General features: G+C 70.3%; 14 protein-coding genes. 4 read left to right on the forward strand and 10 right to left on the reverse strand.

Annotated features, from left to right (window positions below; all coding sequences use genetic code 11):
* Positions 1–112 precede the first annotated feature (112 nt).
* Complete coding sequence (locus tag V1318_RS11950) at positions 113–997, reverse strand: hypothetical protein (protein WP_332939900.1); 885 nt, start codon at positions 995–997, stop codon at positions 113–115.
* Positions 987–2,657: a M28 family metallopeptidase gene (locus V1318_RS11955; RefSeq protein WP_332939901.1), complete on the reverse strand. Its 1,671-nt coding sequence runs from the start codon at positions 2,655–2,657 to the stop codon at positions 987–989. Before V1318_RS11955 ends, V1318_RS11950 begins: the two co-directional genes overlap by 11 nt.
* A 366-nt stretch (positions 2,658–3,023) precedes the next feature.
* Here V1318_RS11955 and V1318_RS11960 point away from each other — a divergent pair, with 366 nt between their 5' ends.
* The gene (locus V1318_RS11960; RefSeq protein ID WP_332939902.1) at positions 3,024–4,766 is read left to right on the forward strand and encodes a phosphoethanolamine transferase; all 1,743 of its coding nucleotides are present in this window, start codon (positions 3,024–3,026) and stop codon (positions 4,764–4,766) included.
* A gap of 10 nt (positions 4,767–4,776) precedes the next feature.
* On the opposite strand, the gene V1318_RS11965 is transcribed toward V1318_RS11960, so the two are convergent.
* The 3 genes from V1318_RS11965 to V1318_RS11975 all read right to left on the reverse strand — a co-directional run bounded on the left by V1318_RS11965 (position 4,777) and on the right by V1318_RS11975 (position 6,590).
* A complete protein-coding gene (locus V1318_RS11965) occupies positions 4,777–5,349 on the reverse strand; it encodes a cysteine hydrolase family protein (protein ID WP_332939903.1) in 573 nt (190 codons plus the stop codon).
* A gap of 22 nt (positions 5,350–5,371) precedes the next feature.
* Positions 5,372–5,743, reverse strand: a complete 372-nt coding sequence (locus V1318_RS11970; protein WP_332939904.1) for a hypothetical protein — start codon at positions 5,741–5,743, stop codon at positions 5,372–5,374.
* An 82-nt stretch (positions 5,744–5,825) separates the two neighbouring features.
* Positions 5,826–6,590, reverse strand: coding sequence for a rhomboid family intramembrane serine protease (locus V1318_RS11975; RefSeq protein WP_332939905.1), 765 nt, complete (start codon positions 6,588–6,590; stop codon positions 5,826–5,828).
* 138 nt (positions 6,591–6,728) lie between these two features.
* Between V1318_RS11975 and V1318_RS11980 the strand changes: the two genes are divergently transcribed.
* A complete protein-coding gene (locus tag V1318_RS11980) occupies positions 6,729–7,898 on the forward strand; it encodes a class I SAM-dependent rRNA methyltransferase (RefSeq protein ID WP_332939906.1) in 1,170 nt (389 codons plus the stop codon).
* A gap of 395 nt (positions 7,899–8,293) precedes the next feature.
* On the opposite strand, the gene V1318_RS11985 is transcribed toward V1318_RS11980, so the two are convergent.
* The 3 genes from V1318_RS11985 to V1318_RS11995 all read right to left on the reverse strand — a co-directional run bounded on the left by V1318_RS11985 (position 8,294) and on the right by V1318_RS11995 (position 10,407).
* Positions 8,294–8,623, reverse strand: a complete 330-nt coding sequence (locus V1318_RS11985; RefSeq protein ID WP_332939907.1) for a hypothetical protein — start codon at positions 8,621–8,623, stop codon at positions 8,294–8,296.
* 115 nt (positions 8,624–8,738) lie between these two features.
* Complete coding sequence (locus V1318_RS11990) at positions 8,739–9,437, reverse strand: hydrolase (RefSeq protein ID WP_332939908.1); 699 nt, start codon at positions 9,435–9,437, stop codon at positions 8,739–8,741.
* A gap of 34 nt (positions 9,438–9,471) precedes the next feature.
* Positions 9,472–10,407 carry a DMT family transporter gene (locus V1318_RS11995; protein WP_332939909.1) on the reverse strand — a complete coding sequence of 312 codons (936 nt, stop codon included), beginning with the start codon at positions 10,405–10,407 and terminating at the stop codon, positions 9,472–9,474.
* Between the two features lie 94 nt (positions 10,408–10,501).
* Between V1318_RS11995 and V1318_RS12000 the strand changes: the two genes are divergently transcribed.
* Positions 10,502–11,443: a LysR substrate-binding domain-containing protein gene (locus V1318_RS12000; RefSeq protein WP_332939910.1), complete on the forward strand. Its 942-nt coding sequence runs from the start codon at positions 10,502–10,504 to the stop codon at positions 11,441–11,443.
* A gap of 39 nt (positions 11,444–11,482) precedes the next feature.
* Here the strand turns inward: V1318_RS12000 and V1318_RS12005 are convergent, their stop codons facing one another.
* On the reverse strand, positions 11,483–11,809 hold the full coding sequence (locus V1318_RS12005; protein ID WP_332939911.1) for a hypothetical protein: 327 nt from the start codon (positions 11,807–11,809) through the stop codon (positions 11,483–11,485).
* A 172-nt stretch (positions 11,810–11,981) separates the two neighbouring features.
* Between V1318_RS12005 and rmuC the strand changes: the two genes are divergently transcribed.
* Positions 11,982–13,277, forward strand: coding sequence for a DNA recombination protein RmuC (gene rmuC, locus V1318_RS12010; RefSeq protein ID WP_332940057.1), 1,296 nt, complete (start codon positions 11,982–11,984; stop codon positions 13,275–13,277).
* Positions 13,278–13,688: 411 nt separating this feature from the next.
* Here the strand turns inward: rmuC and V1318_RS12015 are convergent, their stop codons facing one another.
* Positions 13,689–14,996, reverse strand: coding sequence for a VacJ family lipoprotein (locus V1318_RS12015; protein ID WP_332939912.1), 1,308 nt, complete (start codon positions 14,994–14,996; stop codon positions 13,689–13,691).
* Position 14,997: the final 1 nt, after the last annotated feature.

Below are 14,997 nucleotides of genomic sequence, written 5' to 3' on the forward strand. Positions count from 1 at the left end.
CGCCGCGCGGCCTTCGCCGCTACGTAGGATGCGGTGAGCGCAGCGAACCGCATCGCAGGCATGGCGCGGGCGTATCGAAGGCGACGATGCGGTTCGCTGCGCTCACCACATCCTACGAATTCGTCGCTCGGGCATCCGCTGCGGGTTCCGCATCTTCAGGACGGCACTGCGGTCGACCCTGCCCGCCCGCTTCGATCAGGGCGTTTTCCGGAATGGCATATGGTTGTAGCAACCGTGCGCCCAGACGCGCGCGCAGTTGCGGCTGCATCGCTAGGAACAAGTCGGCGAGCTTGGCCTCGCGCACGTCGCAGTCGTTGGTGATAAAGCGGCGCAGGTTCATCTGACTCATGCGCCCCGCGCTTTGCAGATCGAACTCGGCCACCACCGAGCAATCCTGCCAAGAGAACACGAACGGATAGCGTCCTGGCTCGCTCCACCGGAAGTGTTCCCGGTCGTCGGAGTGCAGCAACATCTCTTCCGGCGCCAGCGGCACCAGATATACCGCGCCGCCTTCGATCGTCACCGTCGTCATGGGCCGGCTGGTCGCGGTGAAAGCTACCATCGCGATTGCCGCGACCAACATGGAGGGCCAGGCGGCTTGGCGGCCCGCAGCGATCCGCGGCGTCGACGTTTGCGCCAGCACGCTGCAAGACAGCGGCAACACGGCCAGAGCGAACAAATCGCCGTAATCCACCACCCGCGCGACATCGAACAGCGGCAGCGCATTCCAGGCCGCGATCGCGCCTGCCGACCACGGCGACTTCCACCACGCGAACGCCACCGCCACCGCGACATGGATCGCCACGCGCGCGCGCCCGGCCACCGCCGCCCAGAAGTAGGCGAAGGCGAACACGCCGGCGAAATCGGAGAGCTTGCCGGTGAAGGCGTTGTGCCAGGCCGCCTTGAGCACGGCATCGTTGAGGATCAGCAGGCCCAGCGCCAGCAGGAACGGCCAGTGCAGCAGCGCGGCGAGTCGGTGCGGGCGCTCAGCGTGCATTCGTCGTCCCCTGCGATGCGGCGGCGCCGAAGCGCCGGCCGAAGAAATCGCCGCTGTTCCAGGCGGGGCGCTGCGATGCGTCGCCGATCAGGCGGCCCAGACGCGCGTTGAGTCGGGCCAGGCGCGCGGCGTCGGCGTACTGGATGGCCTGGCGGACATCGTCGCTGGGCTGGTGGTAGCGCAGGCGCAGGTACTCGCGCTGGGCCGCGCGCGGGTCGTCGCCCAGGCCGGCGCCCTCGATGCCGCCGTTGAGGTAGACCGCGGGCACGCCGGCGCGGATGAAGGCGTACTGGTCGCTGCGCACGAACAGGCTCTGTTCCGGCGCGGGATCGGCCGACAGTTTCACCCCGACGTCGCGCGCGGCCTGGCGCAGCAGCGGCGCCAGGCTGGAGTGCTCGATCCCGATCGGCACCACGTCGCGGGTCGGCGCCAGCAGCATCGGCATGTCCAGATTGAGATTGGCCACCAGGGCCGCGCCGGGCACGGTCGGATGCTGGGCAAACCACTGCGCGCCCAGCAGGCCCTTCTCCTCGCCGGTGACCGCGACGAACAGCATCGAGCGCCGCGGCGCGCTCGGCGCGGCGGCCAGTTTGCGTGCCGCTTCCAGCATCACCGCCACACCCAGGGCGTTGTCGACCGCGCCGTTGTAGATCGCGTCGCCGTCCACCGGCGGGCCCAGGCCGACGTGGTCGAGATGGGCGCTGAACACCACGTGCTCGTCGGCCAACGCGCGCTCGCTGCCGGGCAGGCGCGCGACCACGTTGCGCGACTCCAGCGGCGCGATGCTGTTGCGCGCGGCCAGCACGATGCGGCCGGGCAATTCGAAACCGCGCAGGCGGCCGGCGTCGGTGGCCCGGTAGAGCTCGGCCGCGGTGTGGCCGTTGCCGGCCAGCAGCACGTCGGCCACCGCCGTGCTCACCCGCGCCACCACCTGCAGCTGCGGCGTGCTGTCCAGGGCGCGGCCGTCGGCGCCGCGCAGGCGCATGCCCGGGCGCTGCCAGTCTTCGGCCGAGCGCGCCCAGGGATAGGTCTGTTCGTCGCCGGTGGTGGCCACGAACACCGCGCCGACCGCGCCGCGTTGGGCCAGCGCGCGCAGCTTTTCGTCGGTGCTGGAATAGAAGGCGCGCTGATCGGACGCGAAGCGCGCCGGCGCGCCGCCGAACAGCACCGCGATCTTGCCGCGCAGGTCCAGGCCGGCGAAATCGTCATGGCCCAGCTCCGGCGCGTGCACGGCCTGGGCCACGAACACCGCCGGCGCCTCCACCCGCGCCTGCGGCCGGTCGAAGTTGAGCAGCGGCAGGAACTGGTCGCGGAAGCGCAGCGCGGTGGTCGCGCCCTTGCGTTCGATCACCAGTTCGTTGCCCTCGGCCAGGCGCTGCGCGCGCAGCAGCGGCACGCGCTGGGTATAGCCGCCGTTCTCGCCGGCCGGGCGCAGGCCCATCGCGCGCAGGCGCTGGGCGACGTAGAGCGCGGCCAGGTCGTAACCGCGGCTGCCGGTCTCGCGGCCTTCCAGCAGGTCGTCGGCGAGGTAGCGCACGTCGGCCTCGATCCGGCGCGCGTCGGCCGCGGCCGACTCGTCGTAGCCTTCGCCGGGCGCATCGGGCGCGCGTTGGCAGGCGGTCAGCGCAAGCAGGCACACAAAAGCAGCGGCGAAGCGCATCGAAGGGATCCGGTCGTATGAACAGGCGCGACGCTAGCATTGCAGATGCGGCGGCCGTAACACGGCCGGCAGGCTCATCGCGTGACGAAAATGTGAAACCGGCGCGCCGCCGTCGTATCCGAAGCGCCGCCCGCCCGCGTTCGGTGGAAGCAAATCCAACGACCACAAAGGCTTACGTCCGGGCGATAGGAGGGGCGTCTTTCGCGCCGGCTGAACATGCGTTAAGACTTGGCATCCATTGCGCACGCTTATGCTTGGTTCGGAGCGTTTTATGCGTGCATTTTCTCTGTAGATCAGCAAATCCTTAACGCGTAGGGGAAATCACCTACCTAAGGTCCATCGCCACTTGGCTTCCGAGGTGGCGACATGCAGGGCCCGATAGTGGCGATACCGTCTACGCGGCGGCCGGATCGGCCGGCCTGGCTGCTGCGCTGGGCGACGTTGGCAGCGGTCGCGGGCTTGAGCGCGGCGCTGATGCTCAGCGACGATTTCCTGCAGCAGCTCACCAGCCCGCACAACCTGGCGCGGCTGCAGCTGCCCTGGGTGCTGGGGCTGTTCTTCATGCACCTGTGTCTGTGGCTGGGCGGCAGCCGCTGGGCCGCCAACGCGCTGCTGACGGTATTCGCCCTGATGCAGCTGTTGCAGCTGTGCCATATCGCCGCGATGGGCCGGCCGCTGACGCCGGTGGACCTGGCGATGATTCCGCGCGAGACCCCGGACATCGCCGAGGCCACCTTCGCCGGCGCCCGCGCGCATTGGCCGACCCTGCTGACCGGCGCCCTGCCCTACGCGCTGCTGTTCGCGCTCTACAACCTGGGCCTGCCGCGCCTGCCGCTGCCGCGCGCGCCGATCGCCTTGCTGGTGCTGGCCCTGGTGCTGGCGACCAAACCCTACAAGGCCAGCCAGCGCGCGATGCCGCAATACATGCCGGCACCCGCGCGCAGCTCGCTGCACAACTCGATCAACACCTTCAGTTTCTACGCCGTCAACCTGATCGGCAAACCGGTGCAGTCCTACGACCTGCAGTACCAACCGTACCGGGTCGTGCGCGAGCCGATCGCCGAGGCGGCCCTGCCGCAAAACCTGTGGCTGGTGATCTTCGATTCGACCCGCGCCGATCATTGGGGGCTGAGCGGCTACGCGCGCGACACCACGCCGACGATGTCGCAATGGGTACGCGAGGGACAGGCGCGCTGGCACCACGGCATCGCCGGCGCCACCGCGACCTCGGCCTCGCTGACCCTGCTGATCAACGGCGTGCGCGAGCCCGGCAACCTGGCCCAGCAGCGCTCCTACCAGACCAATCTGATGCGTCTGGCCCGGCGCGCCGGCTACCGCACTTACTGGCTGTCCACGCAGAGCGGCAACCTGCTCAACGAACTCGACGTGGCCAGCATCGACGTGGTGCGCACGCGCGACACCGACACCAAGCGGGTGATCGAGGCGCGCGACGACGCGGTGCTGGACATGGTCCGGCGGATCACGCCGGGTACCCGCAACTTCGTGGTGGTGATGCTGCGCTCGGCGCATCTGCCCTACGAGAAGAACTACGCCCAGCACGGCCAGCGCTACGCGCGCTGGCCCACCGCCCTGACCCTGCCTTTCGCGACCCGCCAGCTCAACGCCTACGACAATTCGCTGCTGTACCAGGACGCGCTGACCGCGGAACTGTACCGGCGTTTCGAACGCCTGCCGGGCAAGGGCTTGTTCGTGGTCACCTCCGACCACGGCCAGATGCTGGGCGAGAACGGCGTCTGGGGCCACAACGTGCTCACCCCGCAGGTCGCGCAGGTGCCGGTGCTGGTGCGCAGCCGCGGCCTGAGCGATCGCCTGCCGCCCGGCAACGGCGGCTGGATCAGCCACTACGGCCTGGGCCAGGCCCTGATGGCGCAGCTGGGTTACCGCATCGACAATCCCAACGCCGAGCCCGGCGTCGACTATCTGCAGGGCTCCAATCTGTATACCGACAACCCGTTCCGCGGCGTCAGCGTGCACGACGGGCGACTGCGCCTGGGCGAGCTGTCCAGCCTGGGCGAACTCGACCGCCACGAAAGCGCCTATGCCCTGCGCGGATCGAGCGGACCGCCCGTGGTGCGCGCCAGCGAATAAGCCCTCGCGTTCAGCGCAGGGCGACGTTGGGGGCGCCGGCGTGCCTGCGTTCGAACTGGATCTCGGCGCTGTCGATCGCGCGGATCTCGACACCGAAGCTGACGATGTCGGACAGGGTCGCGTTGTGGTGCTCGCGGATGCGCGCGGCGGTCAGGTGCGGCTTGTCGTGGGTGGTGTGGGCGTCGGCGGCCAGGGTCACCGGATAGCCCAGCGCGGCCGCGCGGCGGGTGGTGGTGTCGACGCAGAAATCGCTGGCGTAGCCGCCGATCACCAGGCGATCGACGCCCAGCGATTGCAGCAGGCCTTCCAGCGAGGTGCGCAGGAAGGCGTCGGGCGAGGTCTTGCCGACGATCAGGTCGTCGTCGTGGACGTCGAGCCTGGCCTGGAACGCCCAGCCCGGCGTGCCCGGTTCCAGCAAGGTGCCGATGCGCTCGTGGCGCACGAAGATCACCGGCGTGCCCGCGTCGCGGGCGCGCGCGATCAGCGAGTTGAGGCGCGCGATCACGGCCTCGGCGTCGTCCGGGCGCGGGTCGCCGTCGAACAGGCCGCTTTGCACGTCGATCACCAGCAGGGCGCAGGTCATGGCCGATCCGCTCGTGTGGCGCTCAAGGCTTGCGCCAGGTGCCGCCCGCGCTTTCGCAGCTGCGCTGGGTGATGGCGAGCATCTGCGGGTTGCGGGCGTAGTAGTAGGTGCGCACCTTCTGGCCCATCGGGTTCTCGCACGCGCCCTGGGCGCCGGCCGGGCAGGCGGCGCCGACGGTGGCGGTCGCGCTGCCGCCGCTGGACTGGATCGAGGCGACGCTGGACTCGCACTGCGCCTTGTAGTCCGCCGACGGGTTGGCCGCGTCCACTTCGCTGCAGTCGGTGAACGCCATGCCGTAGAGCTCGCCCTTGATCAGGCAGGCGCCCTTGGCGGCGGCCAGCGGGCTGGCGAGCAGCAGGGCGCTCAGGGCCAGGGCACGGGGAGCGAGGCGCATCGGGCGGTTTCCTTGCGGCCGACAGGGCCGCGGTGCATGCGCCACTCTAGCCTGCCGCCGTGACGGGGTTAAGCCGCGGCGTTCACGGTTCGCGCCGCGGCGGAAAGCGCAGGACCACGCCCTGCTCGGGATCGGGGCGATTCCACAGCACCGGCACCTCGCGCGGGCTAGGCGGTTCCAGCTCGTCGGCGGCCGGCACCATGCTGTCTTCCTCGTCTTCCCAGCTGTAGCGCTTGCGCGGCGGCAGCGGGTCGCTGTGGCGGAACAGGAAGGCCGCGATCACGCCCGCGAGCGCGCCGCCCAGGTGGGCCTGCCAGGAAATGCCCGGCTCGCGCGGCAGGACGGTCAGCAGCATGCCGCCGTAGAACATGAAGGCGATCATGGCCGCGGCGATCGAGGGCCGGTCGCGGCGCAGCAGGCCCAGCACGAACACCAGGAACATCAGGCCGTGGGTCAGGCCGCTGGCGCCGAGGTGGTGGCTGCCGGCGTTGCCCAGCAGCCAGGCGCCCAGGCCCGAGCCCAGCCAGATCAGCGGCAGCGCGCGCAGGGTCGCGCGCGGATAGACCCCGCCGGCGAGCAGGCCCAGCATCAACAGCGAGATCGCGTTGGTGGCCAGGTGCTCGATCGAGCCGTGCAGCAACGGCGCGGTCAACAGGCCGAGCAGGCCTTCCGGCGACCAGGGCTGCACCGACCAGGCGCCGACGTCGAACTGGCCTTGCGCGCTGTAGACGGCCGCCAACACCAACACGAAGGCCAGGCTGGCGTTGAGGGCGCGCACGAAGCGGCCGCGATCGGCCGCGCGCTGGGCCGGGGTGTCGGGCGGGGCGATGGGAGTGGGCAGGTGCATGTTTGCGAGATTGGCACCGCCGGGCGCGAATACAAGCCGGGCGGGGCGGGCCAGTTTGTCCCGCCGATGGGACATGGGCGCGGGCCCGCGGCGCAGGCAAATCCCCGGCGCCGCGTCCAACCCGCGTAAAATGCGTGGATGAACAATGATCTGCCTACGGTACGCCTCAAGAACGCCTGGAAATCCACCCATCCCTGGATCTTCCAGCGCCTGGTCGACAAGCCCGCCCAGCGCCCCAAGCCCGGATCCATCGTCGAGGTGATCGGCGTCGACGGCGAGTGGATCGGCCGCGGCTTCTACAACGGCCATTCGCGCATCGCCCTGCGCATGCTCGAGAACGACCCGGACGTGGCCGTCGACGCCGACTGGTTCGCGCGCAAGATCGCCGCGGCGGTGTCGCTGCGCCGCGACGTGCTCAAGCTGGACGAGGTCAGCGACGCCTGGCGCGTGGTCCACAGCGAGGGCGACGGCCTCAGCGGCCTGGTGGTGGATCGCTACGGCGACCTGCTGGTGGTCGAGTACTTCAGCGCCGGCGCGTTCCGTTACCGCGAATGGATCTACGAGGCGCTGCGCGCGCAATTCCCCGGCTGCCGCTTCTACGCCTTCGCCGACGAGCACGTGCAGAAGCAGGAGAGCTTCGATTTCCGCGGCACCGAGGCGGTGCCGCCGGCGACCATCACCGAGTACGGCATCCGTTTCCGCGCCGATCCGGCCGGCGCGCACAAGACCGGCTTCTTCGCCGACCAGCGCGAGAACCGCGAATGGCTGTCGCGCCAGGTCGCCGGCAAGCGCGTGCTCGACCTGTGCTGCAACACCGGCGGCTTCGGCGTCTACGCCAAGGCGCGCGGCGCCGAGGAAGTGATCGGCGTGGACATCGACGCCGACGTGATCAACATCGCCAAGGCCAACGCCAAGCTCAACAACGCCCACGTCAAGTTCGTCCAGGCCGACATCTTTCCCTACCTGCGCGACATGGGGAACGCCGGCGAGCGTTTCGACGTGGTGATCCTGGACCCGGCCAAGATGACCCGCGACCGCGAGCAGGTGATCCCGGCGCTGAAGAAGTACCTGGACATGAACAAGCTGGCCCTGGGCGTGGTCAAGCCCGGCGGCCTGTTCGCGACCTTCTCCTGCACCGGCCTGGTCAGCGAGGAGCAGTTCCTGGACATGATCCGCCGCGCCGCGTTCTACGCCGGCCGCACCGTGCAGGTGCTGAAGGTCTCCGGCGCCGGCGCCGACCACCCCTGGCTGGCGCAGGTGCCCGAGTCGCGCTACCTCAAGGCGGTGTTCTGCCGCGTGCTGGACTGATCGACCGCGCCGCTCCTGCTGCCTACGGGGCGGCGCCGCCCCGCTGTCCGCGAACGCCCACCCCTGTAGGAGCGGCGCAAGCCGCGACCGCGAAAGCCCGCACGACGACGCAAGTCACCGCTACTCCGAGCGCTTCCCTGCTCTCTGTGGGAGCGGCGTAAGCCGCGATCGCGAAAGCCCGCACGACGACGCAAGTCACCGCTACTCCGAGCGCTCCCCGCTCTCTGTGGGAGCGGCGTAAGCCGCGATCGAGCGCCGGCGAAAGTGCGACCCGCGCGGAGACTGGCGAACGACGCGACGCGCGGCGCGCGCCGATAGGTGCGGTTTCGCGATCGCGGCTTACGCCGCTCCCACAGGAAGCGCATGCGCACACGCGCGCAGCCGCGCTCGGCCCTTCAGCGCACCAGCGCGTAACTCGCCACCGCGACCGCCAATGACACCCCCGCCAGCGCCAACGACACCAGGCTCAAGCGGCGCGCGCGGCGCAACCGCTGCTCCAGCGTCATCGACGCCTCCTGCAGCGTCGCCAACGTCTTCTGCATCTCCGCGGCCAGCACCTTGATCGACTCGGCGTTCTGCGCCGCCACGTCCTGCAGTTCGGCGATCTGCACCGCGACCATGTCGGAGGCGGCGCTGGCCGGCTGCGGCGCGCGGGTGAAATAGGGCCGCGCCAGGCGCAGGATTTCGGGAATCAAAGGGGCGGCAACGGTGAACCAGGCGGCCATGACGACTCCGGGCGGCGAACGTGGGCATCGCCGCGATAGCTGAGGAAGCCGTCACTGTAACGCCGACGGCCGGAGCGCCGCGTGGCGATCCAGCCGTGGCGCCCGCGAACTGCGCTTACTTGCGCGGCGCGACCATGCGCTGATGGTAGTCGATGCCCTGGCCCCAGCCGCCGCCGTGTTCCTGCGCGATCTTCTGCACCTGCGCGCCGGTGTCGCCGCGCGCCCAGTCGCCCTGCCATTCCAGCATCACCGCCATCCAGGTCACCGGCACCGCGCCGGCCTGGATCATGCGCTGCACCGCCATCTCGTGCGATTCGCGATTGACGTCGCCGCTGGCGTCCACCACCACGTAGACCTCGTAGCCGTCCCTGAGCGCGGACAGCACCGGCAGGGTCACGCAGCTGTCGGTCCACAAGCCGCTGACCAGCAATTTCTTGCGGCCGCTGGCCGCGATCGCGGCGCGCAGGCGCGGCTCCTGCCAGGCGTCGATCGAGGTGCGATCGAACGGTGTCAGCTCCGGACGCGCCTGGCTGAGCTGGCGGAAGAACGGGCCGCCGAAGCTCTGCGCGCTGATGGTGGCGTAGAAGGTCGGCACCTCGAACACCTTGGCCGCCTTGCTCAGGCCGACGGCGTTGTTGATCAGTTCCAGCACCGGGATCGACTGCACCGAGAACACGAACTGCGGTTGGTAGTCGACCATCAGCACCGCGCTGTTGTCGCGCGTGAGCGGTTCGCGCAGGTCGGCGTGGGCGGGGGCGGCGGCGAGCAGGGCGAACAGCGGGGCCAGGAAGCGGCGGGCGAACGAGAGGCGCATGTCGGAGTTCCGAGGGGAGAGGGGGGTGGGTGGATCAGCGCGCGCCGCCCAGGACGGGCAGCGCGGCACTCGCGGCGATCGCCGGAGTAGGGGCGGCGACGCGGCGGTTGGCCAGGACGACGCCGGCGAACACCAGCGCCATCGCCGGCACGAAGCCCCAGCCCAGGCGCTCGCCGAACAGCAGCGCGCCCCAGACCACGCCGGTCAGCGCGACCACATAGCCGATCTGGCTGTAGGCGACGGAGTCGGCGATGCGCTGCAGGGCGGCGGCGGCGACGTTGGCCGACAGGGTGACCAGCACCATCGCCAGCAGCAGCGGCCAGGACGCGGCCAGCTGGTCCAGGCTCGCGCGCTGACCGCTCGCGGCGATCAGCGGCAGCACCGCCAGCGCCTGCACCAGCATCGTGCCGGCGCTGGACATCGGCGCGCTCAGGCCGCTGGGCCAGTAACGGCTGCGGTAGACGTTGCCGATCGCCAGCAGCACCGGCACGCCCAGGGCCACGGCCAGCGCCAGCGCCTGCTCGGCCTCGACCGACTTGGCGCGCGGCACCAGCACCAGCAACACGCCGAGCAGGCCCAGGCCGGTGCCCAGCATCGCGGTCGGCGACGGCCAGCGGCGCTCGACCAGGCCGTTGAACAGGGAGGTGAACATCGGCGACAGGGTCACCACCACGGTGAAGATGCCGGCCGGGATCCGCGCCAGCACCCAGTTGCCGAGCAAGGCCGAGCCGGCGACCGCGATCAGGGCGGCGATCAGATAGAAACGGCGCGAGGCCGGGTCCAGCGCCAGGCGCTCGCCGCGCGCGCGCTGCACCGCCAGAAGGACCGCGGCGGCGCCGCCGGTCTGGATCAGGGAAACAATCAGCGGGCTGAGGCCGCGGCCCAGCAGCAGCTTGCCGATCACGAAGATGGCGCCGACCAGGCTGCCAGCCAGCAGGGTGAGGAGTAGGCGCTTCGTGGTGGGGTTCATGGCGTCGTACCGGGGCGGTGGGGGCGGGACGAGGCCAAGTTAAGGATTTCGAGGCAGCGGATAATCGGCTCGGAGGTGGTTAGACTGTTTCCCTATGTCAACAATTCCGCAGGGGCGTCTGCCCGTCCCCGACCTCGCCGGCCTGCTCGCCTTCCTGCGCGTGGCCGAACTGGGCAGTTTCGTGCGCGCGGCCGAGGCCCTGGGCCTGTCCAAGGCCGCGGTCAGCAAGCAGGTCTCGGCGCTGGAAGGGCGGCTGGGCACGCGCCTGCTGCACCGGACCACGCGCCGGCTCAGCCTGACCGAGGCCGGCCAGGCCTATCTGCGCCATGCCCAGTCGGCTTTCGCCGAGGCGCGCGCGGCCGAGGACGCGGTCGCCGGCACCGGCGAGCTGGTGCAGGGCCGGCTGCGGGTGTCGGTGCCGATGAGTTTCGGGGTGCTGCACGTCGCCCCGCACGTGGGCGCGTTCCTGGCCCGCTACCCGCAGATCGACCTGGACCTGCAGCTGGACGACCGCCCGACCGACCTGGTGATGGAGAGCCAGGATCTGGCGATCCGCCTGGGCCGCTTGGAAGCGTCGAGCCTGGTGGCGCGCACGATCTCCTACAGCCGCGTCTGGCTGTGCGCCTCGCCCGAGTACCTGGACCGGCGCGGCCGCCCGCAGCGCCCGGACGAACTGCCCGCGCACGACTGCCTGCATTTCAGCCTGGCCGCGACCGGCCGCACCTGGGAGCTGCGCCACGCCGGCGAGGTCGTGCGCGTGGCCCTGGGCGCGCGCCTGGACGCGAACTCCAGCCTCGCCCTAAAGGCCGCCGTGCTCGCCGGCACCGGCATCGCGCGCATCCCCGAGTTCGCTATCGCCGACGAGATCCGCGACGGCCGCATGGAACGCGTGCTGCCGCACTGGGAACTCACCGGCCTGGACGTGCACGCGGTGATGCCCGAGCGGCGCTATGTGCCGGCCAAGGTGCGGGCGTTCGTGGAGTTTCTGGAGGCGCGGTGGAAGGACAACCCGGGCTGGCTAAGCGCCGCGCCGTGACGGCCCGCAAGCTCGGGCTGCGGTCCGTCCCCGGTTTCGTCAGCCGCTGCGCGCGGCGTCCAGTGCCAGACCGCAATGCGCGCAGTAGCGCACGTGCGCGTTGTGTCGGGCGATGGCCCAGGTGGGCGTGTGCGCGCGCGACAGCCGATAGCGGCAATGCGGGCAGCGCAGCAGAAAACTCAGCGCCCACGCGACCGCGATGTACACGACCGCGCCCGACAGCAACAGCGCCCACCAATGGGAAACGCACCATTGCTGGAACGACGAGTGCTGAGCCCACGGGATCCAGACCACCGTCATGGCCACGACGGCGGGCAGGATCGCAATGGCCTGAATCGCCAGTCTTATGCGTGCGATCTTGGCCAATCGCTGACGCGGGGTAGTCATCGGAGCTCCTGAATCGACGGTGCGGCCGGCCGAGCATGCCGTCGGGAGCCAGCGCTTTCTCAGTCCTTGAGAGGCCCCGGGCTACACTGTCGCCATGGCCGAAACCCCGCTGCTGCTGACCCTGCTGTTGATCGCCGTGCTGGTGGCGATCGTGTTGCTGATCGTGCTGTTGCTGCGCAAGCCCGACGGGCGCCTGGAGCAGTCGCTGCGCGAGGAGCAGCGCGAGGGGCGCGGCGAGCTGCGCCAGCAGCTGGACAGCCTGTCGGCGGCGCAGGAGCAGCGTATCGAGGGTTTCGGCGGGCGCCTGACCGAACTCACCCAGCGCACCGATCAGCGCCTGGACGTGTTGCGCGAGGCCCTGACCGAGGACGCGCGCAAAGGCCGCGGCGAAGCGGCGGAGCTGCAGCAGCGTTTCGCCGAAGGCCTGGGCCAGCGCCTCAACGAACTCACCCAGCGCAACGAGCTGCGCATCGGCGAACTGCGCGCCACCCTGGAAGAGCGCTTGCGCGAGCTGCAGGCCGACAACACCGCCAAGCTCGAACAGATGCGCGCGACCGTGGACGAGAAACTGCAGACCACGCTGGAAACGCGCCTGGGCGAATCCTTCCGGTTGGTGTCCGAGCGTTTGGAGCAGGTCCAGCGCGGCCTGGGCGAGATGCAGCAGCTGGCCAACGGCGTCGGCGATCTCAAGCGCGTGCTGACCAACGTCAAGACCCGCGGCACCTTCGGCGAAGTGCAGCTGGGCGCCTTGCTGGAGCAGGTGCTCACGATCGAGCAGTACGACAGCAATATCGCCACGGTGCCCGGCAGCGGCGAGCGCGTCGAATACGCGGTGCGCCTGCCCGGCACCAGCGCCGACCAGCCGGTGCGGCTGCCGATCGACGCCAAGTTCCCGCGCGAGGACTACGAGCGCATGCTCGATGCGCAGGACCGCGCCGATCCCGAGGCGCTGGCGGTCGCCGCGGCCGGCCTGGAGCGTCAGGTCAAGGTCGAAGCCAAGCGCATCCGCGACAAATACCTGGCGCCGCCGCACACCACCGACTTCGCGCTGCTGTTCCTGCCCACCGAGGGCCTGTACGCGGAGGTGCTGCGCCGGCCGGGCCTGTTCGAGACGCTGCAGCGCGATTTCCGCGTCACCCTGGTCGGGCCGACCACCTTGCTGGCGCTGCTCAACAGCCTGCAGATGGGCTTCCGCACGCTGGCGATCGAGCAGCGCTCCAGCGAAGTCTGGCAACTGCTGGGCGCGGTCAAGAACGAGTTCGGCAAGTTCGCCGGCGTGCTGGAGAAGACCCGCACGCAGTTGGACACGGTACGCAACAGCATCGACGCCGCCGGCGTGCGCACGCGCGCGATCGAGCGCCAGTTGAAGGGCGTGGAGACGCTGCCGGCGGACGAGGCGCGGCGCTTGTTGGGCAGCGATTTCGTCGGCGACGAGGACGAGGCTTGAGCGTCGCGACATTCGACAGACGCGCCGCTGTCTGTGGGAGCGGCGTGAGCCGCGATTGAATCCTGGGCGCCGACGCAGCCGCGCCGGCTGCTGCTTTCGACTATGACGATGCAGGATGGGCTCGAGCCCGTCGTCGTCATGCGTTCGATTGTTGCGGGCTTCCGATTGGCGTGACGATGCGGTTCGCCTATGGCTCGCCACATCCTACGGGCGAGACGCGTTTCGAAGCATTCTTGATCTTCCCTTCTCCCGCTAGCGGCGCCCGCAGGGTGTCCAAAGGTGAGAAGGTGCCCGGAGGGCGGATGAGGGCGCGGGGTGAGGTTGTGGCTACGCGCTCGCGCCGGCCCTCACCCCAACCCCTCTCCCGCAAGCGGGAGAGGGGCTCAATGCGCAGAGACTTTGATCTTTCGATCAGCGGTTGTAGTTCGCGTCCGTAGGCATCAGCGGCATCGCATCCGCCGGCACGCTGGGGTTGCTGTCGTCGCGCAGGTAGTCCGGCAGGCCCTGGTCTTCGGCGTCCATGCGATCGCCGAAGATCTGGTAGTCGCGGCGCTGCATCCAGGAATCGCGGACCAGGGTGTAGTCGTCCTCGGCGCCTTCGCGCAGGGCGTCGGTGGGCATCAGCTGGGCGCGCACGTCGACCAGTTGCAGGCCCTGGATCGGGATGCGGATGCGGTCGCGCTCGACCTGGCGCAGCGGGCTGAGCGGGGCGTCGCCGACCGCGCCGAAGGCGTCGCGCACGGTGCGCGGGCCGAACAGCGGCAGCTCCAGGTAGCGCGAGCGCTTCCAGCCCCAGATGCCCAGGGTCTGGCCGAAGTCCTCGCTGCGGTTGGGCAGCTTGGCGTCGCTGGCCGGATCAAAGATGCCGCCGATGCCGACCGTGCTGTTGAGCGCGAAGCGGCCCAGCGATTGCGCGGCCTGCTTGGGCTTGCCCTGCAGCAGGGCGTTGACCGCCGACACCGGCTGGCCGAGGTTGTTGAAGAAGTTGCTCACGCCCAGGCGCACCGGGCGCGGGACCACGCGCACGTAGGTGCGCGCGAGCGGCTTGGCGATGTAGCGGTCGACCGCGTTGTTGAAGCGGTGCATCTTGCGGTTGTAGCGCTCCCACGGATCGTAGATCTGCGGCAGCGAGGCCGGCGCGGGCAGGGTCGGGTCGGCGACCGGGTCGTACTCCTGCGACTGCGAGCCGTACAGCGAGTCGAAGTCGCGCTCGGCGTCGGTGCGCGGATCGGCCTGGTTGGGGTCGGCCTGGCCGGCATCGGTCGCTGCGGGTGCTTGCGCGGCTGCGATCGCCGCTTCCTGCGCCGCTGCCGCGGCGGCGGCCGCGCCGGCTTCGGTCGCGTTGGCGGCAACGCCTTCGACTTCGGCCGATACCGGTTCGGAGGCCGCGCTGGCCTCGGCGCCGAGCGCGTTGGACGCCTGCGCGGCTTCGATGGCGGAGGCCTTGGCGTCGGCCGCGGCGGCGGCGGCGTCCTGGGCGGCCGCGGCGGCTTCGGTCCGGGCCGCGAGTTCGTCCAGCGACGGCGGCGCGCTTGCGTCGGCCCCGCTCTTGCCGTCCTCGATCTCGCGGCGGCAGGCCAGGGCCGCGTCGGCGCTGCCGTCGCCGCCCGCCAGACAGGCTTCGTAGGTGGTGCGCTGCTGCGCGGACATCTGCTGGGCGTTGGCCGCCAGCGGCAACAGTGCGAGAGCGAGGGCGATTACGGAGGAGGGGGAGCGCATG

The sequence above is a fragment of the Lysobacter sp. CCNWLW3 genome (assembly GCF_036697405.1).
Taxonomy (GTDB): Bacteria; Pseudomonadota; Gammaproteobacteria; order Xanthomonadales; family Xanthomonadaceae; genus Lysobacter.